The sequence below is a fragment of the Microbacterium halotolerans genome, assembly GCF_003569805.1.
GTDB lineage: Bacteria > Actinomycetota > Actinomycetes > Actinomycetales > Microbacteriaceae > Microbacterium > Microbacterium halotolerans.
Map to the genome: position 1 here is coordinate 1,286,194 of NZ_KZ984051.1, position 22,508 is coordinate 1,308,701.

20 protein-coding genes are annotated in these 22,508 nt (G+C 68.8%); 17 read left to right on the forward strand and 3 right to left on the reverse strand.

Translation table 11 applies throughout. From position 1 onward, the window contains the following. Positions 1 to 205 precede the first annotated feature (205 nt). The 4 genes from DZG09_RS05755 (at position 206) to DZG09_RS05770 (ending at position 6,514) form a co-directional block, all read left to right on the forward strand. Positions 206 to 3,304: an SdrD B-like domain-containing protein gene (locus DZG09_RS05755; protein ID WP_119696678.1), complete on the forward strand. Its 3,099-nt coding sequence runs from the start codon at positions 206 to 208 to the stop codon at positions 3,302 to 3,304. Positions 3,305 to 3,424: 120 nt separating this feature from the next. Beyond that, a complete protein-coding gene (locus DZG09_RS05760) occupies positions 3,425 to 4,696 on the forward strand; it encodes a right-handed parallel beta-helix repeat-containing protein (protein ID WP_162893178.1) in 1,272 nt (423 codons plus the stop codon). Further along, positions 4,693 to 5,358 (forward strand): hypothetical protein, encoded by a 666-nt coding sequence (locus DZG09_RS05765; RefSeq protein WP_119696680.1) that lies wholly within the window; start codon positions 4,693 to 4,695, stop codon positions 5,356 to 5,358. The genes DZG09_RS05760 and DZG09_RS05765 overlap by 4 nt, the downstream gene beginning before the upstream one ends. Then, the gene (locus tag DZG09_RS05770; RefSeq protein WP_119696681.1) at positions 5,351 to 6,514 is read left to right on the forward strand and encodes a Dyp-type peroxidase; all 1,164 of its coding nucleotides are present in this window, start codon (positions 5,351 to 5,353) and stop codon (positions 6,512 to 6,514) included. The genes DZG09_RS05765 and DZG09_RS05770 overlap by 8 nt, the downstream gene beginning before the upstream one ends. Before the next feature lie 87 nt (positions 6,515 to 6,601). Here DZG09_RS05770 and DZG09_RS05775 read toward each other — a convergent pair whose 3' ends face one another. Further along, a complete protein-coding gene (locus DZG09_RS05775) occupies positions 6,602 to 7,543 on the reverse strand; it encodes a Ppx/GppA phosphatase family protein (protein ID WP_119696682.1) in 942 nt (313 codons plus the stop codon). A 161-nt stretch (positions 7,544 to 7,704) separates the two neighbouring features. Here DZG09_RS05775 and coaA point away from each other — a divergent pair, with 161 nt between their 5' ends. From coaA to DZG09_RS05835, 12 genes are all read left to right on the forward strand, one after another. Then, positions 7,705 to 8,652 (forward strand): type I pantothenate kinase, encoded by a 948-nt coding sequence (gene coaA, locus DZG09_RS05780; RefSeq protein ID WP_119696683.1) that lies wholly within the window; start codon positions 7,705 to 7,707, stop codon positions 8,650 to 8,652. 173 nt (positions 8,653 to 8,825) lie between these two features. Next, positions 8,826 to 10,679, forward strand: coding sequence for a glutamine--fructose-6-phosphate transaminase (isomerizing) (gene glmS, locus DZG09_RS05785; RefSeq protein ID WP_119696684.1), 1,854 nt, complete (start codon positions 8,826 to 8,828; stop codon positions 10,677 to 10,679). Between the two features lie 94 nt (positions 10,680 to 10,773). Then, positions 10,774 to 11,160: a holo-ACP synthase gene (locus tag DZG09_RS05790; protein WP_119696685.1), complete on the forward strand. Its 387-nt coding sequence runs from the start codon at positions 10,774 to 10,776 to the stop codon at positions 11,158 to 11,160. A 209-nt stretch (positions 11,161 to 11,369) separates the two neighbouring features. Then, positions 11,370 to 12,536, forward strand: a complete 1,167-nt coding sequence (alr, locus tag DZG09_RS05795; RefSeq protein WP_119697415.1) for an alanine racemase — start codon at positions 11,370 to 11,372, stop codon at positions 12,534 to 12,536. 100 nt (positions 12,537 to 12,636) lie between these two features. After that, on the forward strand, positions 12,637 to 13,137 hold the full coding sequence (gene tsaE, locus DZG09_RS05800) for a tRNA (adenosine(37)-N6)-threonylcarbamoyltransferase complex ATPase subunit type 1 TsaE (protein ID WP_119696686.1): 501 nt from the start codon (positions 12,637 to 12,639) through the stop codon (positions 13,135 to 13,137). A gap of 163 nt (positions 13,138 to 13,300) precedes the next feature. Continuing rightward, positions 13,301 to 14,047 carry a tRNA (adenosine(37)-N6)-threonylcarbamoyltransferase complex dimerization subunit type 1 TsaB gene (gene tsaB, locus DZG09_RS05805; RefSeq protein WP_119696687.1) on the forward strand — a complete coding sequence of 249 codons (747 nt, stop codon included), beginning with the start codon at positions 13,301 to 13,303 and terminating at the stop codon, positions 14,045 to 14,047. Further along, positions 14,044 to 14,664: a ribosomal protein S18-alanine N-acetyltransferase gene (gene rimI / locus DZG09_RS05810; RefSeq protein ID WP_338039979.1), complete on the forward strand. Its 621-nt coding sequence runs from the start codon at positions 14,044 to 14,046 to the stop codon at positions 14,662 to 14,664. The genes tsaB and rimI overlap by 4 nt, the downstream gene beginning before the upstream one ends. Further along, a complete protein-coding gene (tsaD, locus tag DZG09_RS05815; protein WP_119696688.1) occupies positions 14,661 to 15,755 on the forward strand; it encodes a tRNA (adenosine(37)-N6)-threonylcarbamoyltransferase complex transferase subunit TsaD in 1,095 nt (364 codons plus the stop codon). The genes rimI and tsaD overlap by 4 nt, the downstream gene beginning before the upstream one ends. Continuing rightward, on the forward strand, positions 15,752 to 16,186 hold the full coding sequence (locus DZG09_RS05820; protein ID WP_119696689.1) for a DUF4190 domain-containing protein: 435 nt from the start codon (positions 15,752 to 15,754) through the stop codon (positions 16,184 to 16,186). Before tsaD ends, DZG09_RS05820 begins: the two co-directional genes overlap by 4 nt. 145 nt (positions 16,187 to 16,331) lie before the next feature. Further along, positions 16,332 to 17,171: a pyrroline-5-carboxylate reductase gene (gene proC / locus DZG09_RS05825; RefSeq protein ID WP_119696690.1), complete on the forward strand. Its 840-nt coding sequence runs from the start codon at positions 16,332 to 16,334 to the stop codon at positions 17,169 to 17,171. A 112-nt stretch (positions 17,172 to 17,283) separates the two neighbouring features. Continuing rightward, positions 17,284 to 18,660 (forward strand): TrkH family potassium uptake protein, encoded by a 1,377-nt coding sequence (locus DZG09_RS05830; RefSeq protein ID WP_240423729.1) that lies wholly within the window; start codon positions 17,284 to 17,286, stop codon positions 18,658 to 18,660. Positions 18,661 to 18,683: 23 nt separating this feature from the next. Further along, the gene (locus DZG09_RS05835; RefSeq protein WP_205529073.1) at positions 18,684 to 19,379 is read left to right on the forward strand and encodes a potassium channel family protein; all 696 of its coding nucleotides are present in this window, start codon (positions 18,684 to 18,686) and stop codon (positions 19,377 to 19,379) included. A 201-nt stretch (positions 19,380 to 19,580) separates the two neighbouring features. Here DZG09_RS05835 and DZG09_RS05840 read toward each other — a convergent pair whose 3' ends face one another. Together DZG09_RS05840 and DZG09_RS05845 are read right to left on the reverse strand one after the other, a co-directional pair. Further along, a complete protein-coding gene (locus DZG09_RS05840; RefSeq protein WP_087054925.1) occupies positions 19,581 to 20,252 on the reverse strand; it encodes a potassium channel family protein in 672 nt (223 codons plus the stop codon). 33 nt (positions 20,253 to 20,285) lie between these two features. Continuing rightward, a complete protein-coding gene (locus DZG09_RS05845; protein WP_240423731.1) occupies positions 20,286 to 21,692 on the reverse strand; it encodes a TrkH family potassium uptake protein in 1,407 nt (468 codons plus the stop codon). Between the two features lie 152 nt (positions 21,693 to 21,844). Between DZG09_RS05845 and DZG09_RS05850 the strand changes: the two genes are divergently transcribed. Continuing rightward, complete coding sequence (locus DZG09_RS05850; protein WP_119696693.1) at positions 21,845 to 22,264, forward strand: ArsR/SmtB family transcription factor; 420 nt, start codon at positions 21,845 to 21,847, stop codon at positions 22,262 to 22,264. Positions 22,265 to 22,508 lie beyond the last annotated feature (244 nt).

A 22,508-nucleotide genomic window follows, 5' to 3' on the forward strand; every position in this document is an offset into this window, starting at 1 on the left:
TTGTATATTAGCATTTTGGGATGAGTGCACACAGGTAGGACTCGGTTGACTCCGCCTCGAATACCGGTCAGACTCTGAAGTCGGCAGTGGGAATCCGAATCCCGATCGATCCGGCCAGCACGTCTCGGAGGCGTGCGGGTGGGTTGTGCCGTCCCGGCTATCGGAAGCCGGGGAGGAAACTTCCGACCAGCCTGGAGTCATACAGATGAAGCGCGCCCTCGCGGGCGCGGCCACCGTATCCACCGTCGCCGCGCTCGCGGCGTTCGGCGGAGCAGCCGCGCATGCAGAGACCACGGACGGCACGATCATCGTGCACGTCACAGAAGACAGAAACCTGAACGGTCAACGTGACGCCGTCGATGCGATGATCGACGGCGCGACCGTGACGGTCACCGATTCGGAGGGCGCCTCGGCGACCGCCGTCACGGTCGCGGGCGCGGCCGAAATCGACAGCACCGCGCTGACCGGCGGCACGTACCGCGTCGAGGTCACCAATCCCGACCCGGCGACCTACACCGAATCCACGGTTGATCCCGCGGCGACCGACGAGACTGCCTTCGGCCCGGCGGTGTCGTTCGCCGATGTAGCGGACGGCGCAGATGCAACGGTCGAAGTCGGCTACGTCGATCTCTCGAAGCTCGGTGTCGAGAACGGACAGGTCTTCTCAGCGCTCCAGGACAACATGGCATCCGATGCCCAGGAGACGGAGCTGTACTCGCTGCCGGCGAACCTCCAGGGCTCGCAGGCCGAGCTGACCGGTCGCGGTTCGTACGGCACTGTGTACGGGATCGGCGTCGACTCCGGCTACCGCGAGATCTACGCCGGCGCCTACGCAAAGCGCGCAGCGGAATACGGGCCGGGCGGCGCCGGTGGCATCTACCGCTATGACGCACTCGACGGCGAAGACGACGGCCTGTGGGCAGTGGTTCGGGACGCCGGATCGACGACGCACGACTGGGACGCAGACCAGGACTTCGACTTCCGCGACCGCGTCAGCCGCGAAGGCCTCGGGGACATCGAGGTGACCGAGGACAACGCGTTCCTCACGACGGTCAACCTCGCCAGGGACATGCTCGTCACCTACGACCTGAGCGACCGCGACACAGCGGCGGCCGATCGTGTGCCGGTTCAGGAGCTCGCCGTTCCTGCGAGTCTCGCCGGCGTCGACTCCGATGCCGATTTCTGGACTCCCTTCGCCCTCGAGGAGCACGACGGCGAGCTGTACGTCGGTGCGACCGACGGCGAGACGATGGACGTCTATCTGCTGAACTTCACGCGCGCCGCTGACGGATCGCTCTCGTTCGCCGGTGTGGTCGCCTCCGGCAATGCGGGCGATGTGCTCGAGCGCCAGGGCCAGGAGACCGCAGACCGCTACGTCAACGAGGCGTGCCGCTACGTCGACTGGAACGAGTGGCACGATGACGTCCCCGATGCGTGCATCAACGACCGCGCATCCGGCTGGAACAACGGCAACGGCTACCAGCTCAACTACGCGCAGCCGCTGCTGGCCGACATCGAAGTCATCGCTGACGGCGAGTTCGCGTTCTCGTTCCGCGACCGCTCCAGCGACCAGTACGGCACGGCGATGATCTACGGTTTCAACGCCGACGGCGAGCCAGAGTCAGGCGACTACATCCTCACCGGAGACCTCGTGCAGGTGACGCTCGCCGACGATCAGATCCAGTGGGCACCCGACTTCGACTACGTGGATCGCGCGGGTTCGAATGCGGATCTTGTGCATGCGCAGGGCTCGTTCTCTGGCATCGCATACGTTCCCGAGCTCGACTACGTGCTCACCAACCAGCTCGACGCGAACCAGTACTTCACGCAGGGCCTGCGGGTGCTGCACGCCACCGGAGACTCGGCAGGCCAGGTCGTCCGCAATGACGACGTGCCGACGGGCAACATCGATCTCACCGGCGATTTCGGCAAGAACACCGGTCTCGCCGATGTCGAGGTCCTCGTCGCCGCGGCGACGCAGCAGATCGGCAACTACGTCTGGATCGATTCCGACAAGGACGGCGTGCAGGATCCGGATGAGGCACCCGTCGAGGGCGTGACGGTCACTCTGCGCGACACCGACGGCAATGTCGTCGCCACCACGGTGACCGATGCTGATGGCGCGTACTACTTCGGCGCGGTCGACGGGCTCGAGCCCGATACGGAGTACGACGTCGTCATCGACGCGTCCAACTTCACCGACGGCGCACTCGTCGGCTACCACGCGACAGAGCCGCAGGCAGATGGCGCCACGGACGTCAACGACAGCAATGGCGTGCAGGCCGAGAGCTCGGACGAGACGGTCGCCCGCATCACAACCCCCGCCGCGAACGTCAACGATCACTCGATCGACTTCGGCTTCGTGGAGGACCCGACGGTGTCGGTGGGTGACTATGTGTGGTTCGACTCGAACCGCGACGGTCGTCAGGGCGATGATGAGTCGGGCATCGAGGGCGTCGAGCTGACGCTGACGGGCCCGGATGGCAATCCGGTGACCGATGTGTTCGGCAACCCGGTCGAGCCGACCTCCACCGACGAGGACGGGAAGTACTCGTTCGATGATCTGCCGGTGCTGCCGGAGGGCGAGCACTACACGGTCACGGTCACCCCGCCGAACGGCTTCGAGCCGACTGAGCCCGACGTCGGTGACGGCGAGGGCGACTCCTCGACGGGTTCGGCCGAGTCAGGCGATCTCACCGAGGACGGCGCTCGCGATGACACGCTCGACTTCGGCTTCGTGAAGCCGACGGTCTCGGTGGGTGACTACGTGTGGTTCGACTCGAACCGCGACGGTCGTCAGGACGATGACGAGTCGGGCATCGAGGGCGTCGAGCTGACGCTGACGGGCCCGGATGGCAAGCCGGTGACCGATGTGTTCGGCGACCCGGTCGAGCCGACCTCCACCGACGAGGACGGGAAGTACTCGTTCGACGACCTGCCCGTGCTGCCGGAGGGTGAGCACTACACGGTCACGGTCACCCCGCCGAATGGCTTCGAGTCGACCGAGCCCGGCGTCGGTGACGGCGAGGGCGACTCCTCGACGGGTTCGGCCGAGTCAGGCGATCTCACCGAGGACGGCGCGCGCGATGACACGCTCGACTTCGGCTTCGTCGTCATCGAGGAGCCGACGGACGCGGACGGCACCGACGGCACGGACGGCACGACGTCGCCGAACGGATCCGACGATGATCTCGCTGTCACGGGCGGGACGATCTCGCTCGCTGCAGGGGCCGCGGCACTCCTGCTGCTCCTGATCGGCGGCGGTCTCATCACTGCGCGTCGCCGCAGCGCCATGCAGGACTGATCGAGCCGCTGGAGACGACGCTGCCCGCATTCGCCCTCCGGGGAGGTGCGGGCAGCGTCGTGTCATATGCGAAAGTGGAACCGCCCGGGTGGTTCGGGCGGCGCCAGAGAGGGACATCCAGTGCAACGCAGACTGACACCGCTCGCAGGAGCAGTCGCGATAGGCCTCACCATGCTCGGGCTCGCCGGCTGCGTGTCCGAGCCCGACGCACTCGACATCGTGCACGTGCCGGATGACGCTTCGCTCGCCGATGCGGGTGATCTCGTGGCGGACGGCGGCGTGATCCTGATCGCGCCTGGTACGTACACCGGGACGCTCGAGGTCTCTGCCGATGATGTCACCGTGCGCGGCGAGGACCGCAACGGCGTCGTGATCGACGGAGAACTCACCCGCTCCAGCGGGGTCGTCGGCAGCGGCGAGCGGATCACGGTCGAGAATCTCACCGTGAAGAACTTCCTGCAGAACGGCGTGCTGATCACGGGCGTCACCGACGAGAACGGAGCGGGCCTCGGCCGCGGCCCCGACGGCTATCTGCCGGAGGACGTGCCCGATCCCGTCCCCGGCTACCTCGTTCAGGCGGTCACGGCGGAGAACAACGGTCTCTACGGCATCTACGCGTTCAACCGCACCGGCGGCATCATCCGGAACAACCTCGCCTCCGGCGGCTCCGATGCGGGCATCTACGTCGGCCAGTGCGAGGACTGCAACGCGTGGGTCGACTCCAACGTCACGATCTCCAACGCCGTCGGCATCGAACTCGCGAACGCATCAGGCGTCTCCATCACGGGAAACCGAGTCGTCGACAATCGCATCGGGCTGAGCGTGCTGTCGAACTATCTCGAGGCGCACGGCCCGACCGTGAACCTGACGGTGGCGGGCAACGTCATCTCCGACAACAACAACGCGGACACACCCGAGCAGGCCGGCGGCGCGTTCGGCGTCGGCGTCGGCCTCGCAGGCACGGTCGATGCCGAGATCTTCGCGAACCGCGTCACCGGCAACGGAAGCGTCGGCGTCTGGGTGACCTCATCGGAGGACTTCGCACCGTCCGGCACGAACGTGCACGACAACACCTGGGGCGACGGGCTCGCCGTCGCCTACGCACCCGCTCCGGACGCGGTGGGAGACGGCAACTGCTTCGCACTGGACGGTGCGACCTCGGCCGAACCGGAGGCGCTGCTCGACGACGGATGCGATGCACCCGCTCCCGGCGCGTACTCCCAGCCGCCGGCTCCCGCTGGCATCTCGTTCGCCGACGTGCCCTCGCCGCCGCAGCGGCCAGGGCTGGACACGGTCGACGAGAAGCCGCGCGAACTTCCCGACAGCGTCGACATGCCTGACACCGCCGGAATCGATGTGCCGTCGGCCGACCTGCTCGAGGACGCCTCATGACGCGGCGCCGGGCGAGCGTGCTCGCCGCGTCGCTGGCCATCGCAGCGCTGCTGACCGGATGCGCGTCGGGTCTCAGCGAAGACGGTGAGCCGCTCGATGCGGAGCAGGCCGAAGCGCTGGCGCAGACGCGCTTCCAACTGTCGACGACGGACGAGTTCGGTGCGGAGATCACGGTCGGTGCCGCTGACGATGTCGACCACTATGTCGTCCACGCCACGGTGTCGCACGACGACGGCGTCGCATGGGGCACGCTCGAACGCGGACCGGAGGGGCTAGCAGTGAGCGAGCAGATCGCGTTCGGCTCGCAGACCGTCGCAATCGATGCGGGATCCGGATGGCAGGTCTCGGCACTCGAAGGCCAGTACGCCGAGCTCGCCGTCGTCTTCTCGCTCGTTGCGGATCGGCCGGAGAACTCTGAGCTGCTGCGCCAGTCCGACGCGCGTTTCCTCGGGGTCGAGAGCAGCGACGATGTCGAGTACGAGGTGTACCGGCTGCCCAGCGACGACGGTGCGGGAGCGACCACGCGGATGTGGCTGAACGAGGGAAGACTGGGGCGACTCGATGACGGCGGCGACGAGTTCGTCGTCGCGATCAAAGAGGCCGCGGGCGACGAGCGCCCGGAAGGTCTGCTCGAGATGCTCGGAGCAGGCGCAGATGAGTGACCGCGAAGACGACCCGCGCGCGGTGGCAGGGCACGGCTCCGATGTTCTCGGTCACGGCGACGATGTGAGTGCCGACCCCGAGAGCGGTCAGGTCGCGCCCGCGCGCCGCGGGGTCGGCCGACGCGACCTGTTCACCGCCGCCGGGGCAGCGGTCGTGGGCGGCGCAGCGGGCTGGGGGCTGGCCGGTCTCGTCGACCGCGATGACGAGTCCGAGCCGACTCCCGCGGCGTCCGATTCGCCCTCGCTGCCATCGGCCGATCTCGTCTCGGGCATCACCCATCCGGCCGTCCCGCAGCGGCACATGCTGGTCACGGTGCTCGACGTCGACCTCGAACCGGATGCCCTGCTCGAGGCCGTGCGGAACGCATCGGCGGGCGAGCACTCAGACGACTCGGGCGTCGTGACGGTCACGTTCGGCTTCTCACCCGAGGCCGCCCGCGCGCTGTGGCCCGACAGGGCGACCGCCGACATGACCGTGCCGTCGTTCGCAGGCGACACCGCCCACATCCGGTCCGGCGGCGACCTGAGCGTGCAGGTGTGTGCCGAGACAGCGGCCGCGGTGAGTGACGCCACTGCTGTGATCGTGCAGGCGCTCGGCCAGGCGACCGTGCGCTGGCAGGCCGCTGGCAGCCGTGACGCTCCTACGCCCGAGGGCACGACGCGCACCTCGGCCGGGTTCATCGACGGCATCGCGAACCCCCGCACCGCGGAGGAACTCGCCGAGGGCGTGTGGACCGGTGACTCCCGCGACACGTACGTCGTCTACCGCCGGATGAGCATCGACCGCGCCTTCCTCTCGCTGTCGCACGGAGACCAGGAGGCCGCGATCGGCCGCCGCCGCGACACCGGTGCGCCGCTTTCCGGAGGCGACACGATGGACGACATCGACCTGTTCGCCAAGAGCGACGACGGGCGCCGGCTCGTGCCGAACGAAGCCCACGCCAGGCGCGCGCATCCGGCCAATCTCGGGCTTGCGCTGATGCTGCGCCGCAGCTATTCGTACGCCGCGCCGACGGGCCCAGGAGTGATGTTCACGGCGTTCATGAACGACCCGCAGACTTTCGTCGCCACCCAGCGACGACTGGACGAACAGGATGCGTTCATCGCGCACACCTCGACCGACGCGGGCGGAATGTTCTTCGTGCCGGCGCTGTAGGGCGACAACGCATATCCCTTCATTTCTGGCACAACTCCGGGCTGCGATGCCACCGGAGATGTGCCAGAAATGAAGAGTTGCGGCGTCCTACGCGCCGCGCTCCCAGCCGAGCTGCTCGATGTAGCGGAGCATGACGCCCTCGCGCAGGGCCCACGGGCTGACCTCGAGTTCGTCGACGCCGAGCGCCTTCATCGCCTCGTGCAGGACCACGGCACCGGCCGTGATCTGGAACGTGCGGTCGGCGGTGATGCCCGGCAGCTCCTGGCGCGCCTCGGCGGGGATGCGCGCCAGGACCGGGATCCACGCGCCCAGCGCTGCCCGCGGCAGGCGCCAGCGCTCGTCTCCCGCCCATCCGGGCTGCGCGAAGCCGGCGAGTTTCGCCAGCGACCGGATGGTCTTCGACGAGCCGACCACGAAATCCGGTCTCGGCGATGCCTTGAAGCGTTTGGCGAGAGGCTTCAGAACGCCGCGGGCATGCTCGCGGAGCGCGGCGACCTCATCGTCGCCCGCCGGATCATCCGGAAGGTGCTCGATCGTCATCCGGCCCGCGCCCAGCGGCACCGACTCGGCGATCTGGGGCAGCTCCTCGCTGCCTCCAGCGACTTCGAGCGATCCGCCGCCGATGTCGAACATCAGGATCTGACCGGCCGACCACCCGAACCAGCGCCGGATGGCGAGGAACGTCAGCCGCGCCTCGTCCGTGCCGCCGAGCACCTGCAGCGGCTGGCCGAGCGCATCCTCGACCCTGGCGATGATGTCGCCGCCGTTGGTCGCTTCCCGCATCGCCGACGTCGCGGTGGCGAGCAGTTCCACGACGCCCTCCTCATCGGCCACGGCCTTCGCCCGGTGCACGGCGGCGACGATCGCCTCCGCGCCCTCGCGTGAGATCGACCCGTCCGGCGTGAGGTACCGCATCAGGCGCAGCACGCTCTTGTCACTCGTGGTGGCCAACGGCCGACCACCCGGATGCGCGTCGGCGACGAGCAGGTGCACCGTGTTCGAACCGATATCGAGAACGCCGAGTCGCATGGGGACACGATAGCGCCGTCCGTTGCGTGTGCAGGTACGACGGAGCGATCGAGCTCGCACAGCCCAGGAGATCAGGTGCTGCGGCGCGTGCGCTCCCGCAGGAATCCGCATGCACCGACCGCGTATCCGGGCGAATCGACTGCGTTGTGTGCGCCGGTAGAATGTCGCGGGTGACTTCCGATCCGCAGCTCTCGCTGTACCGCCAGATCGCGCGGTCCGACTGGTCTCGGCTCGCAGCGGACATGGACCAGCCGCTGACCGAGGCCGAGGTGGTGCAGATCCGCGGCATCGGCGATCGGCTCGACGTCGACGAGATCCGCGAGGTCTACCTGCCGCTGAGTCGGTTGCTGTCGATCTGGGCGAACGCGTACCAGCGCATCGGAACGGACGTCTCCGACTTCCTCGGGCGCAGCCAGGACATCCGCACGCCCTTCGTCGTCGCCGTGGCCGGATCGGTGTCGGTCGGCAAGTCGACCATCGCGCGGCTGCTCCGCGAGCTGATGAGTCGGTGGTCGACGACGCCGCGCGTCGACCTCGTCACGACCGACGGGTTCCTGCTTCCGAACGCCGAGCTCGAGCGCCGCGGACTGATGACCCGCAAGGGGTTCCCCGAGTCGTATGACCGGCGGGCGCTGGTCGACTTCCTCACGAAGGTGAAGAGCGGCGAGGAAGTCGTGCACGCGCCGTTCTACTCGCACGTGCGCTACGACATCGTTCCGGATGCCCAGGTCACGGTGCGCAGGCCGGATGTCGTGATCGTCGAAGGGCTGAACGTGCTGCAGCCGCCTCCCGCGCCGCACGATGTCGCGGTCAGCGATCTGTTCGACTTCTCGATCTACGTCGACGCCGACACCGATCACATCGAACGGTGGTTCGTCGACCGGTTCCTCAAACTGCGCGCCGGTGCCTTCGCGAACCCCGCGTCGTACTTCAACGTGTTCGCCGGACTGAGCGACGCCGAAGCCGAACAGACCGCCCTGGGCTTCTGGCGCGACATCAACATGCCGAATCTCGTCGAGAACGTGCTCCCGACGAAGCACCGCGCGACGCTGGTGCTGCAGAAGGGGGCGTCGCACGCCGTCGAGTCCGTCCTCCTCCGCAAGGCATAGCCGCCGGCGGGTGCTGCCGGGCCGTTCCGGTTCCCCATATTGCGGCTGCCGCCGCATGGTTGTGCGGCTCGGGAAACCGGAACGGTGGGCGCCTGGCCGGCCCGCGCCGTCTGCACCGGGAGAGCCCGCACGCCTGCGCGGTTCCCCAGGAACGCCGTCCTAGACTCATACCTATGTGTGGAATCGTCGGATACGTCGGCCAGCGCGAGAGCCAGGACATCCTGCTGGCGGGCCTTGCGCGCCTGGAGTACAGGGGGTACGACTCGGCGGGGATCGCCGTCATCGACAGCGCGGGCGATCTGCACGCCGAGAAGAAGGCGGGCAAGCTGGCGAAGCTGCGTGAGCGGTTGGAGGCTGCGCCGATCGCTGCAGGCACGACCGGAATCGGGCACACTCGCTGGGCGACCCACGGCGGCCCGACCGACCTGAACGCGCACCCGCACCTCGCCGACGACGATCGCCTCGCGGTGATCCACAACGGCATCATCGAGAACTTCGCCGCACTCCGCGCCGAGCTGACCGACCAGGGCTTCGAGCTGCGCAGCCAGACCGACACCGAGGTCGCCGCGGTGCTGCTCGGCCGCGAGTACCGGGCCAACGACGGCGATCTCGTCGCCGCGTTCCGCGCTGTCGCCGCGCGACTCGAGGGTGCGTTCACGATCCTCGCCATGCACGAGGACCACCCTGGCCTCGTCGTCGGCGCTCGACGCAACTCGCCCCTCGTGATCGGGCTGGGCGAGGGCGAGAACTTCCTCGGCAGCGATGTCGCGGCGTTCGTCGAGCACACCCGCAGCGCGCTCGCGATCGGCCAGGACCAGATCGTGGCCATCACCCCCGACGAGGTGCGCGTCACCGACTTCGACGGCAATGAGGTCGAGACCAGCCCCTTCGAAGTGATGTGGGACGCCGCGGCCGCAGAGAAGGGCGGATGGTCGAGCTTCATGGCCAAGGAGGTCTCGGAGGAGCCGGAGGCCGTGGCGAACACGGTGCGCGGCCGCGTCAGGAACGGCGCCGTCGCGATCTCCGAACTCGACGGTCTCGACGAACTCTTCGCCGACGTCAGCCGCATCATCGTCATCGCGTGCGGAACGGCCAGCTATGCAGGCCAGGTCGGCAAGTACGCGCTCGAGAAGTGGGCGCGCGTGCCCGTCGACGTCGAGCTGGCGCACGAGTTCCGCTATCGCGACCCGATCGTCGGCCCTGACACGCTCGTCGTCTCGATCAGCCAGTCGGGCGAGACGATGGACACTCTGATGGCGGTCAAGGAGGCCGCGCGCCTCGGTGCCAGGACGCTGTCGATCTGCAACACCCAGGGCGCGACGATACCGCGCGAGTCCGACGCGATCGTCTACACGCATGCAGGACCCGAGGTGGCCGTCGCGTCCACGAAGGCCTTCGTCGCGCAGATCACTGCCCTCTACCTGCTGGCGCTGCACATCGGTCGCGTGCGCGGCACGATCAGCACCGAGGCCATCGCTGATGCCGTGGCGGAGCTCGAGACGCTGCCCGAGAAGATCCAGTGGATCCTCGACAACGAGCAGGAGCGCATCGAGCAGCTCGCGCACTGGATGGCCGACACCCGTTCCGTCCTGTTCCTCGGTCGCCACGTGGGCTTCCCGATCGCGCTCGAGGGTGCGCTGAAGCTCAAGGAGATCTCGTACATCCACGCGGAGGGCTTCGCGGCAGGCGAGCTCAAGCACGGACCGATCGCGCTGATCGAGCCGGGCCAGCCCGTGTTCGTGATGGTGCCGTCGCCGCGCGGAGCGGCGACCCTGCACGCGAAGGTCGTCTCGAACATCGAGGAGATCCGTGCACGCGGCGCCCGCGTCATCGCCGTGGCGGAGCAGGGCGACACCGCCGTGCTGCCGCATGCCGACGAGATGCTGCGGGTGCCGCTGGCCGGCCCGCTGTTCGAAGCGATCCTCGCGGTCGTGCCGCTGCACATCTTCGCGATGGGCCTGGCCACGGCGAAGGGACTCGACGTCGACCAGCCGCGCAACCTCGCGAAGTCCGTCACGGTCGAGTGATGCCAGCTGCAGCTCTTCACGTCTCCTGCAAGTCCGCTGCGGACAGCTGCGGACTTGCAGGAGACGTGAAGACGTGTCTCGGCGCGGTGGCGGCGTGATCATCGGGATCGGGGTCGACATGGTCGACGTCGAGCGATTTCAGCAGCAGATCGACGGGTCGCCGCGGCTCGCCGAGCGACTGTTCAGCACCCACGAGCGAGAGCTGCCGCTTCGGTCGCTCGCCGCGCGCTACGCCGCGAAAGAAGCGCTGATCAAGGCGCTCGGCGGCAGCGAGGGTGTGAACTGGCGCGACATCGAGGTGCCGCGGCTCGGCGAGCGCCAGGCCCCGAGCTACGTGATCGACGGTGAGACGGCCGCGACGGTCACCGCCCGTGGTGTGACGCGTCTGCACCTGTCGCTCTCGCACGACGCCGGCCTCGCGATCGCGTACACCGTGCTCGAGGGTGATGCCCCGGACGGGCGGGGTGAGCCGGATGAGTGAGGCCCGGATGATCGGAGAGCCGGCTGGTGTCGTGCGCTCGCCGGATGCGATTCCGAGGGGCGCCCCTGTGGGGTGTGGGACGAGGGCGAGCCTCGGCCGTGCGCGGACCCGAACTGAGGCCATTGCGGCAGGGCGGTCCAGCCGGCGCCCCACTCGGGCTTGGAGCAGCACCCGCCGCAGTGTCGTACTCGAGCGAGCAGGAGACCGGAATGCGTGAGAACGACGCGACTGCGCCCCCGCGCGAGGCGCTCGTCGACGCCTCGGCGATCGAGCACAACGTCCGTGTGCTGCGCGAGATCACAGGCACGCCGGAATGCATCGCGGTGGTCAAGGCGAACGGCTACGGCCACGGCGCGCTGACGGCGGCGCGTGCGGCGCTAGCCGGGGGAGCGACTCGCCTCGGCGTCGCCGACGTCAGAGAGGCGCTCGCCCTGCGCGAGGCGGGCATCACCGCCCCGGTCATCGCGTGGCTGCACGCGCCCGACGTCGACTTCACCGAGGCGGTGCGCTCGGGCGTCGAGATCGGGCTGTCGAGTCTCGAGCAGGTGCGGGCTGCGGCGGATGCGGGTGCGCGCACCAGCCGTCGCGCCGACGTGCACCTGAAGCTCGAGACGGGTCTCGGTCGGAACGGCGCCCACCGCAGCGAGTGGCACGACCTGTTCGCGGCCGCCGCGGCAGAGGAGGCCGAGGGGCACCTCCGCGTCATCGGCATCTTCAGCCACCTCAGCGGCACGAGCCGTGCGGATGATCTCGCGCAGGCGGAGGCGTTCCACGACGGGATCGCGCTCGCCGAACGGCACGGTCTCGACGGGCGGCTGCGTCACATCGCTGCCACGGCGGCGGCCATCGACATTCCCGAGGCCAGGCTCGACGCCGTGCGGGTCGGCATCGGCATCTATGGCGTCTCGCCCCTCGCCGACCGCACACCGTCCGACCTCGGGCTGCGCCCCGCGATGACGGTGCGCTCCAGGGTCGCTGCGGTGCGCAGAGTCGCCGCCGGTCACGGTGCCTCTTACGGATACCGCTACCGAGCACCACGGGAGACGACCTATGCGTTGGTGCCGCTCGGCTACGCCGACGGCATGCCGCGGCAGGCATCGAACGCAGGCCCCGTCGCCATCCGGGGCGAGCGCTTCCGCGTCGCCGGCACGATCGCGATGGACCAGTTCGTCGTCGACGTCGGTGATCTCCCCGTCGAGGTCGGCGACGAGGTGCTGGTGTTCGGCGACCCGTCGCATGGCGCGCCGCTCGCGGAGGAGTGGGCGGAGGCAGCAGGCACGATCGGCTATGAGATCGTCACTCGCATCGGCCCGCGCGTCGAGCGGACCGTGGTCGGCGACCAGAGGGACGGGCCGGCCAGGGAGCGCAGAGCATGAACGCCGCGGTCGAAGGCGCACGCCCGGCCGCATCGCGTGCGGTCGGGTGCGGGCATCGTCCGGTGCGGCGTGCATCCGGAGTCCCGCTCGGAGGAACGGCATGATTCCGGATGACCTGCTCGGCACGCACGAGGTCCCATCCGCCGCGGCGATGGAAGAGCTCGGCCACCGGATCGGCGAAGGGCTCGTCGCAGGGGACCTGCTGGTGCTGACCGGTCCGCTCGGCGCGGGCAAGACGACCTTCACCCGCGGCCTCGCTGAGGGGCTGGGAGTGCGGGGCCCGATCCAGAGCCCCACGTTCGTGATCGCACGCACCCATCCGTCGCTCACCGGCGGGGCGCCGCTCGTGCACGCCGACGCCTACCGCGTCGGCGACGCGATGGAGCTCGACGACCTCGATATCGATGCCGATGCCTCGGTCGTCGTCATGGAATGGGGCAGAGGCAAGGTGGAGGGCCTGCGCGAGACGTGGTGGGACGTTGAGATCGCCCGCCCCATCGGCGGACGCGGTGCCGACACGATGTGCGGCGACCTCTCCCGCTCCGCTGAAGAACTCGACGCCGACGCCCCGCGCATCGTCACCATCACCCGGTCGCACTGATCGCACGCACGTCCGCTCGTCCATCTGCGCCGTCCGCAGTCTCTGACGGCTCACGACCGGTGGAAGGCGCAGACCGACCTCACGGCGAACGCCGCGGTACCGGGCGGATAACGGTCCCGGTGCAATCAAGCGTCCTCCAGGTACGCGTCGATACGCTGGGAGCGTGATCCTCGCCGTCGATACGTCGATCGGGTCGACCGCAGCCGTGGTCGACCCGGATGGCGTCGTGCTCGGCCACTCCGAGAGCGCCAGCCCGAGGGGGCATGCCGAGGTGATCGGCGATCTGCTCGTCGCGGCGCTCGAGGACGCTGGCGTCTCGGCCGATGAGATCACACATGTGGCAACCGGCATGGGGCCAGGGCCGTTCACCGGTCTGCGCATCGGCATCGCGGCAGGGCGCGCGTTCGCCGTGGGGCGGGGAATCGGCGTCATGCCCGTGGTGAGCCATGACGCCGCGGCGCTCGCCCACATCGAACGCACGGATGACGGCGGCGCGTTCGCGATCGTGACCGACGCGCGACGCAGGGAGAACGCCGTCTCGGTGTACCGCGGTCTCGACGCACACGGTCTGCCGTTCAGGCTCTCCGGACCGGAGCTGCACCCGCAGACAGCCGACCTCGCAGCGATCCTGCCCAGCGCGACCGTGATCGTGCCCACCGGCACCGCTCGCCCGGCCGCGGCAACAGGCACGGCGAGCGGCGCTCTGGACGCAGCCGCGTCGTCACCCGGTGCCACCGCTGAGGATTCGAACGCAGCGGAGGCGCCCACCTCGATCATCCGGGCTGCCGACCTCGGCCGGATCGCGGCCCGCACGCTCGCCGCCGGTGTCGCACCGGCGGCGGATGAGCCCCTCTACCTGCGCTCGCCCGACGTGACGGTCGGCCATGTCCGCAAGCGGGTGAGCACGTGACGGGCCTGGCCGACGCGCGAGACGCCGCCGGCGCGGACACGGCCGCGATCGACGCAGACGAGCCGACGCTCGCGGCTGTCGCGGACGATCGCGCGGAGGCGACCGGAGCGAGCCATCTCGCCGCCGCAGCCGACATCCGCATCGCAACTCCCGACGACCTCACCGCGATCATGACGATCGAGCGGGACTCGTTCGCGACCGACGCATGGAACGAGTCGTCGATGGCGGCGGAGCTGGCCAGCCCGCACGGTCGCTACCTCGTCGTAGAACGCGCGGGAGACGTGATCGGGTACGGCGGACTGCGAGCGCTCCCCGGCGCCAGGGACGGCGACATCCAGACGATTGCGCTCGCCGCAGTCGCGCGCGGCTCCGGACAGGGCAGAGCCCTGCTGCGCGCACTGATCGACGCCGCAGCGCAGCGCCGCGTGCGCGAGGTGTTCCTCGAGGTGCGCGCCGACAACCCGACGGCGCACGGGCTGTACGTCTCCGAAGGCTTCGAGGAGATCGGCAGGCGGCCGAGGTACTACCAGCCGGATGACGTCGATGCGATCGTGATGAAGCTCGACGTGCGCAGATGGCAGGAGCGAAAGATTCCGGATGAGGGGGTGCGCCGATGACGGAACCGACCGTCGCCGACGCGACCGCGTCATCCGGGCCCCTCGTGCTGGGCATCGAGACCAGCTGCGACGAGACCGGCATCGGCATCGTGCGGGGACGCTCGCTGCTGAGCAACACGATCGCCAGCAGCATGGATGAGCACGCGCGCTTCGGCGGCGTGGTGCCCGAGGTCGCCGCACGTGCGCACCTGGAGGCGCTGCAGCCGGCGATCGAGCACGCGGTCGCTGAGGCGGGCATCCGGCTGCGAGACCTCGACGCGGTCGCGGTGACGAGCGGGCCGGGGCTGGCCGGAGCGCTGATGATCGGCGTCGGCGCGGCGAAGGCGCTCGCCGTCTCCCTCGGGAAGCCGCTGTACGCCGTGAACCACCTGGTCGGGCACATCGCCGCGGACATCCTGACGGAGGGCACCGAGCCGCTCGAGTACCCGACGATCGCGCTGCTCGTCTCCGGCGGGCACACGTCGCTGCTGCACGTGCGCGATCTCACGACCGACGTCGAGATGCTCGGTGAGACGATCGACGACGCCGCAGGGGAGGCGTTCGACAAGGTCGCGCGCATCCTCGGCCTGCCGTATCCGGGCGGTCCGCAGATCGACAAGGCGGCTCTGGATGGCGACCCCGACGCCATCCGGTTCCCCCGCGGGCTGTCGCGGGCGAGTGACCGGGATAAGCACAGGTGGGATTTCTCGTTCTCCGGCCTGAAGACCTCGGTGGCCAGGTGGATCGAACAGCGCGAAGCGGTGGATGAGCCGATTCCGGTCGCGGACGTAGCGGCGAGCTTTCGCGAGGCTGTCGTCGACGTGCTCGTCACCAAAGCTCTCGACGCGTGCGAGGAACGGGGCGTTCCGCGCCTGCTGCTCGGCGGGGGCGTCATCGCGAACAAGCGGCTGCGCGACGTGGCGACCCGGCGCGCGACTGAGCGCGGCGTGACCGTGCGGATCCCCCCGCTGAGCCTGTGCACCGACAACGGCGCCATGATCGCCGGGCTCGCGGCCGAGCTGATCGCGTCGGGTCGAAGGCCGTCGACCCTGGCGTTCGGCGCCGACTCGACACTGCCCGTCACCGAGATCCACGTGGCCGAGGCGCCATGAGCACGCCCTCGCGTGCCGACGACCCGGCGAAGCTGATCGAAGAGCTCACCGGCGATCAGCCGAGCGCTGCTGATCCGCGCGTCGATCCACGGGGGGCCGCCGGATCGCGCGCGGAGCAGCGCGCGGCACGCGAGCGCGAGGGGAAGCGTCGCCACGATCCCCGCGAACCGAAGCGCTGGAAGCCGCCGCAGCCGCTGGCCGGTTGGGCGCTGATGTGCGCGATGTTCGGTCTGTCGATGTCGTGGTTCATGCCGTGGGCGATGCCCGCGTCGGTTCTGGGCGTGATCCTCGGCTCTGTCGCGCTGTCCCGCCGCTGGGAGGACCGCGCTTCAGCAGGCTGGGCCCTCGGTCTCGGCATCGTCGGCACCGCGTCCGCCGCCTTCTGGATCGTCTGGATCTACAACGCACTCCAGACCGTCCCCGCCGCCTGACGCCGCGTCTCCCGCCCCGCGCAGCGCGGCCTCGGGCCCAGCTCGTGAGATGCGCACTTCTCGTCGAGATGCGCACCTCTGGACGTGATTTCGTCGTAAAAGTGCGCATCTCGGCAGCCTGAGACCCGCACCTAGACTGGGACGCATGACGGAAGAGCTGCCATCGATCGCATTTCTCGGAGCCGGTTCGATGGGAGGGGCGATCCTGCGCGGCCTCGTCGCCAGCGCTGTTCCCGTCTCGGGCGGCATCCGGGTCACGAACCGAACCGTCGAGAAGGCCGCAGCTCTGGCCGAGCTCGACGGCGTCGAATCGATTGCGCTGTCGGAGCGTCCTGACGGCAATCTCGTCGCCGCCGCCGCATCGCGGGTGGTCGTCGTCGGAGTGAAGCCGCAGATGGTCGGTGATCTGCTGCCGCAGCTCGCGCCGCACCTGCGCGACGACGCGATCGTGGTCAGCATCGCCGCAGGCGTGACGCTCGAGACGTTCGAGCAGCACCTGCCGGGCACTGCTGTGGTGCGCTCCATGCCGAACACGCCGTCGACGGTCGGCAAGGGCGTCACCGGCGTCGCCGGCGGCGCTCATGCGACCGATGAGGACATCCGGATCGTACGCCGTCTGTTCGAAACCGTCGGCGACGTCTTCGAGGTGGTCGGCGATGACGGCATCGACGCCATCTCGACGATCACCGGTTCCGGCCCCGCATACGTTTTCCTGCTCATCGAGGAGTTCACGAAGGCGGCGAAGCACCAGGGCTTCGGCGACGAGGACGCCGCGCGGCTGGCCGCTGCGACGTTCGCCGGTGCGACCGCGCTGCTCGACGCGTCAGGCGACGACCCCGCTGAACTGCGCCGCCGCGTCACGAGCCCCAAGGGCACGACGGAACGCGCGATCGAGGTGCTGCAGGCGGCTGGTCTCGGCGACACGTTCTCGGCTGCGACCGACGCCGCCTACGCCCGCGCGAAGGAGCTCGCCGCCGGGGCATAGCGACCGCGGCACGTGACTCGCGGCTCGTTCGCCGGCCCGACGATGCGGCGACTCTGCAGGGTGCGACGGCGCCGAGTTGCGCGGCGGCGGAATGGGCGTACGCTCGACCTTCGTGACGCGAAAAGCGCAGAGGCGCGAGCGAACGTTCCGGCATCGGGCACGATTCACTCTGGCGCTCGCTCCCGCGCAGATGATCGTCATCGGCTTCGGCCTCACGGCACTGATCGGCGCGAGCCTGCTGTGGCTGCCGATCTCGAGCGTCGGCGGCTCCGCGAGCGTCGTCGAGGCGCTGTTCACCGCGGTCTCCGCGCTGTGCGTGACGGGTCTGGTCGTCGTAGACACGGCGGTGCACTGGAGTCCGTTCGGCCTCGGCGTGATCCTCACCCTCATTCAGCTCGGCGGTCTCGGCATCATGGTGTTCGCCGCGATGGTCGGCATCGTGCTGGCCAGGCGGGTGTCGGTCAGAACCCGGATGAACACGGCGCTCGAGACGAAGTCCGCCGGCCTGCCCGATGTGGGGCGGCTGGTGCGGAACATCGTGAGGACGTCGCTGACGATCGAGGCCGTGCTGGCGGCGCTGCTGGCCGCGCGGTTCGCCTTCGGCTACGGATACGATGCGCCGAAGGCCGTGTGGCACGGTGTGTTCCACTCGGTCTCGGCGTTCAACAACGCCGGCTTCGCACTGTACAGCGACAGCATGGAGCGCTTCGTCACCGACCCTTGGGTCGCGCTGCCGATGTGCGCCGCGATCGTGCTCGGCGGGCTCGGGTTCCCCGTGCTGCGCGAGCTCGCTCGCGAGTGGCGCAAGCCGCTGCACTGGTCGATGAACACACGGATCGTGCTGCCCGTCACCGCGGCGCTGCTGCTGATCGGATGGCTCGCGATCGCGGTGATCGAATGGAACAACTCGCGCACGCTCGGCGCCGAGAGCCCGTGGACTCGCGTGCTTGCGGCGCTGTTCCACTCCGTGCAGACGAGAACGGCGGGCTTCAACTCGATCGACGTCGGTTCGATGCATGACGAGACCTGGCTGATCATGGACGTGCTGATGTTCATCGGCGGCGGCCCCGGCGGAACGGCAGGCGGCATAAAGGTCACCACGTTCGCGGTGCTGTTCTTCATCCTCGTCACCGAGCTGCGCGGCGGAACGGCCGTGAACATCTTCGGCAAGCGGCTGGCCCGCTCGGTGCACCGCGAGGCGATCGCCGTCGTGCTGCTGTCGCTGGCAGCGGTGATGGGCGCAACGGTGGCGATCCTCGCCATGACCGACTTCGATCTCGACCGGGTGCTGTTCGAGACGATCTCCGCGTTTGCGACGGTTGGGCTGTCCACCGGCATCACGGGTGATCTTCCGGCCGCGGGTCAGCTGTGCCTCGTCGTGCTGATGTTCCTCGGCCGGATCGGCCCGCTCACTCTCGGTTCGGCGCTCGCGCTGCGCGAACGCCGAATCTCCTACGAACTTCCGAAGGAGCGACCGGTCATCGGCTGACCGGCGCAGAAAGGACGGCATTCATGGGCTCATTCCTCTCGTTCGGGGAGAAGTCCCGCCATATCGCCGAGGCCGATTCGGTCGCCGTGATCGGGCTCGGACGGTTCGGGCGCTCCGTTGCGCTCGAGCTGATGGCGTCGGGGACGGAGGTGCTGGGCATCGACTCCGATCCGGATACGGTGCAGGCGCTGAACGGGCAGCTCACACAGGTCGTGCGAGCCGACGCCTCGAAGGAGGACGTGCTGCGGCAGCTGGCCGTGCACGACTTCGATCGAGTGGTGGTGGCGATCACCGGCGACCTGAAGGCGTCGATCCTCGTCACGTCGATGCTGCTCAAACTCGGCGGACCGGTCGTCTGGGCCAAGGCCACGGATGAGCAGCACGGCACGATCCTGGAGCAGCTCGGCGTGCACCACACCGTGTATCCGGAGGCGGACATGGGGCGTCGCGTGGCTCATCTCGTACGCGGCGCGGCCAAGGACTACCTCGAGATCGACCACGGCTACGCGCTCGTCAAGGTCGCCGCCCCGAGCGAGATCCAGGGCACGCCGCTGGGTCAGACGGAGCTGCGCAAGCGCCGCGGCGTCACCATCGCCGCATGGCGCTCTGGCGACGGCGAATGGCAGTACGCCGACAGCGCTACGGTGCTGGGCCCGGATGACACGGTGCTCGCCGTCGGCCCCTCCAAGCGCGTGGAGGGGTTCGCGCAGCTGCAGTAGGGCCGTTCGCCTGCGTCGTGCGCCGGGTCCCCGACGCACACGCCGACACAGGCACAAGCGAAGCGCACAACTGCAGCGGGGGCGTGCCCTCAGTGCGTCAGGAACTGAGCGGTGTCGAGGGTGTGCGTGGCAAGGCGGAGGAGGAATGCGTGCTTCGCACGCTGACGACGACAACGCCGCCAGGCGCTCGCTCGGCGACGCTCAGCGGTCCAAGCTTGCGAAGCGTTCGACGTCGTCGGACGTCCCAGACACGATGATCAGATCGTGGTTGGTCACCACGGTGCTGGCCTCGGCGTAGCGGAACGGTTTGCCTGGGCTCTTCACACCGACGATCGTGACACGGTACTTCGTCCGCACGCCCGACTCGTTCAGACCACGGCCCCGGATGAACTTGGGCGGGTACATCTTCGTGAGAACGAAATCATCGTCGAACCGGATGAAGTCGAGCATCCGGCCGCCGACGAGGTGAGCGACGCGCTCTCCCGCCTCGCGCTCGGGGTAGACGATGTGGTTGGCGCCGACGCGGGCGAGGATCTTGCCGTGCGAATGGGAGACGGCCTTCGCCCAGATCTGCGGGATGCCGAGGTCGACGAGGTTCGCGGTGATCAGCACAGACGCCTCGATGGACGAGCCGATCGCGACGACCGCCACCTGGAAGTCGCCCGCACCGATCTGCTTCAGCGCGTCGAGATTGCGTGCGTCGGCCTGCACGGTGTGGGTGACGCGCTCGGACCACTTCTGCACGAGGTCGAGATCCGCATCGATTGCGAGCACGTCGCGGTCGAGCCGGTCGAGCTCGCCCGAGCACGCGGCGCCGAACCGACCGAGACCGATCACGAGGACGGGTGCGTCACCCCGAATCTGCTCAACCATGCTGACCAGCCTACGTCGAACGTGCCGCGACCGTCAGCCGACGATCGGGCGTTCGACCGGGAAAGCAAAGTGCTGCTGGCGAGACGTCGCGGCGACAGCGGCAGCCAGCGTCACGGTGCCGACGCGCCCCATGAAGATGACCACGGCCATGACGATCAGCGCCGGTGTCGGCAGGTTCTCGGTCAGGCCGGTCGACAGGCCGACGGTGCCGAAGCCGCTGATGACGTCGAACAGCACCTCGGCGATCGGTTCGTGTGTGATCTGCGCGATGACGATCGTGCCGAGTGCGACGATCGTGGCACCCCATGCGAGCACCGCGACGGCTACGCGCTGCACGTCCGACGGGACCCGGCGCCCGTACGCCTGCACTGAGACGCGCCCTCGCGCCTCCGACCACACGGCCAGTGCGAGCACCGCGAGGGTGGTGACCTTGATGCCGCCGGCGGTCGATGCCGACCCGCCGCCGATGAACATGAGCATCGAGCCGACGATCATTCCCGAGCCGTACAGCTCTCCCTGGTCGACGACGGAGAAGCCGCCCGACCGAGTCATGGTCGACATGAACAGGGACTGGAAGACGGTTTCCCCCGCGGGCATCGCGCCGAATGTGCCTGGGTTGCCGTACTCCAGGAGGAGAAACGCCCCTGCGCCGCCGAACAGCAGAATCACGCTCGTGACGATCGTCAGCTTCACGTGCAGCGACCACGTGCTCGGCCTGACCAGGTGCGCCTTGCGCGGGCTCTTCAGGTTGCGCGACAGCGCAAGCAGCACGGGGAAGCCGAGGCTCCCGATGAACACGCTGATCATCACCACCGTGAGGAAGTAGAAGTCGCTCGCGAACACCTCGAGGCCGCCGGAATTCAGAGTGAAGCCCGTGTTGGTGAACGACATCGCGGCGTATGTCATGGCGTTCCACGTTCCCTCGACCCAGTGCACGTTCTGCGCGAGGGTCGAGGGCAGGATGAGCAGCGCGACGACCAGCTCGACGATGAGCGTCGACAGCGCCACGGTGCGCAGCAGCATGCCGACGTCGCCGAGACGCACCGCCTGCGACTCCGAGACGGCACCGCCGTGCGCGCGCAGCGGGTTCGTGTCGCCTGCAGCGATCAGCTTCGCGCGCAGACCCATGCGCTTGGAGATGATCAGCCCGAGCATCGACGCGAGTGTGAGCGCCCCCATCCCGCCGATGTTCACGCCGACGAAGATGACGATCTCGCCGAAGAGCGACCAATGCGCGGTCATATCGACGCTGACCAGGCCGGTGACGCAGATCGTCGACACCGCGGTGAAGAGAGCATCGGGCAGCGAGGTGGCCGTGCCGTCCGCCGCTGCGATCGGCAGCGCCAGCAGGGTAGTGAACACCAGAATCAGCGCAGCGAACACCAGAATCGCGAAGCGTGCGGGCGATCTGGTGGTGATGACGCGGAACCAGTGCCACATCGCTCGCATGATCGGTCGCATGCGCCCCGCGGCATCGGACGGCGCGGAAGAAGCGCCAGTCGGCATGCGAACCCCCTCAGACGAGAACGTCCTCTCCCTCAGACGAGGACTTCCTCATGGTACTCGGGTCGCGAGGCGGCTAACCTAACCACATGGCGGACATCTTCGACGTGATTGCGGACGGCACCCGACGCGACATCCTGCGGTTCCTGCTGAGCCGCTCGTCGGAGTCCGACGACGGCACCAGCGTGTCGCAGATCGTGGGCGAACTCGGCGTGAGCCAGCCGACCGTCTCGAAGCATCTGAAGGTGCTCCGCGAGAACGATCTCGTGCATGTCAGAGAGGACGGCCAGCGACGGTTCTACAGCCTTGCGCCGCAGCCGCTCGAGGAGATCGACGACTGGCTCGTGCCGTTCTTCGTCGACGAGTCGGAGATCGCGGATGAGGCGGCCACGATGGCCGCGCCGACCCTGTCGGAGCCCGCGGTGCGTGCCGCCGACTCGCTCGGTCGCGCTGCCGCAGGTGCGAGGAACGTGGTGCAGTCCGCCCTCAGACGCCTCGGCGCCTCCTGACTGCTCGCAGGACCCTGAGCACGCACATCGCGGCGTTCTCCTCAGTCGACGTGCATTCGCACGCGATTGAGCGAGGAACGAGAACGCTTGCGTTCGTGTGACGAGCGGTTGAGCGTCGGAGGAGCGAAGCTCCGAGCACGCCTCCTTCGTCGGCCTTGCGCTGCACACGCTCAGCATCCTGCGCTGGGTCTGAGCACGCACTTCGTGGGCGCGTGACATCTGTCATTCCGGATGGGTGACGTGA

Coding starts and splice junctions, on each gene's coding strand:
- DZG09_RS05755 (WP_119696678.1), top strand. CDS start 206: ATGAAGCGCGCCCTCGCGGGCGCGGCCACCGTATCCACCGTCGCCGCG.
- DZG09_RS05820 (WP_119696689.1), top strand. CDS start 15,752: ATGAGCACGCCCTCGCGTGCCGACGACCCGGCGAAGCTGATCGAAGAG.
- tsaD (WP_119696688.1), top strand. CDS start 14,661: ATGACGGAACCGACCGTCGCCGACGCGACCGCGTCATCCGGGCCCCTC.
- DZG09_RS05850 (WP_119696693.1), top strand. CDS start 21,845: ATGGCGGACATCTTCGACGTGATTGCGGACGGCACCCGACGCGACATC.
- DZG09_RS05775 (WP_119696682.1), bottom strand. CDS start 7,543: ATGCGACTCGGCGTTCTCGATATCGGTTCGAACACGGTGCACCTGCTC.
- proC (WP_119696690.1), top strand. CDS start 16,332: ATGACGGAAGAGCTGCCATCGATCGCATTTCTCGGAGCCGGTTCGATG.
- tsaE (WP_119696686.1), top strand. CDS start 12,637: ATGATTCCGGATGACCTGCTCGGCACGCACGAGGTCCCATCCGCCGCG.
- alr (WP_119697415.1), top strand. CDS start 11,370: ATGCGTGAGAACGACGCGACTGCGCCCCCGCGCGAGGCGCTCGTCGAC.
- DZG09_RS05845 (WP_240423731.1), bottom strand. CDS start 21,692: ATGTGGCACTGGTTCCGCGTCATCACCACCAGATCGCCCGCACGCTTC.
- DZG09_RS05835 (WP_205529073.1), top strand. CDS start 18,684: ATGGGCTCATTCCTCTCGTTCGGGGAGAAGTCCCGCCATATCGCCGAG.
- coaA (WP_119696683.1), top strand. CDS start 7,705: ATGTCGCGGGTGACTTCCGATCCGCAGCTCTCGCTGTACCGCCAGATC.
- DZG09_RS05765 (WP_119696680.1), top strand. CDS start 4,693: ATGACGCGGCGCCGGGCGAGCGTGCTCGCCGCGTCGCTGGCCATCGCA.
- glmS (WP_119696684.1), top strand. CDS start 8,826: ATGTGTGGAATCGTCGGATACGTCGGCCAGCGCGAGAGCCAGGACATC.
- DZG09_RS05770 (WP_119696681.1), top strand. CDS start 5,351: ATGAGTGACCGCGAAGACGACCCGCGCGCGGTGGCAGGGCACGGCTCC.
- DZG09_RS05840 (WP_087054925.1), bottom strand. CDS start 20,252: ATGGTTGAGCAGATTCGGGGTGACGCACCCGTCCTCGTGATCGGTCTC.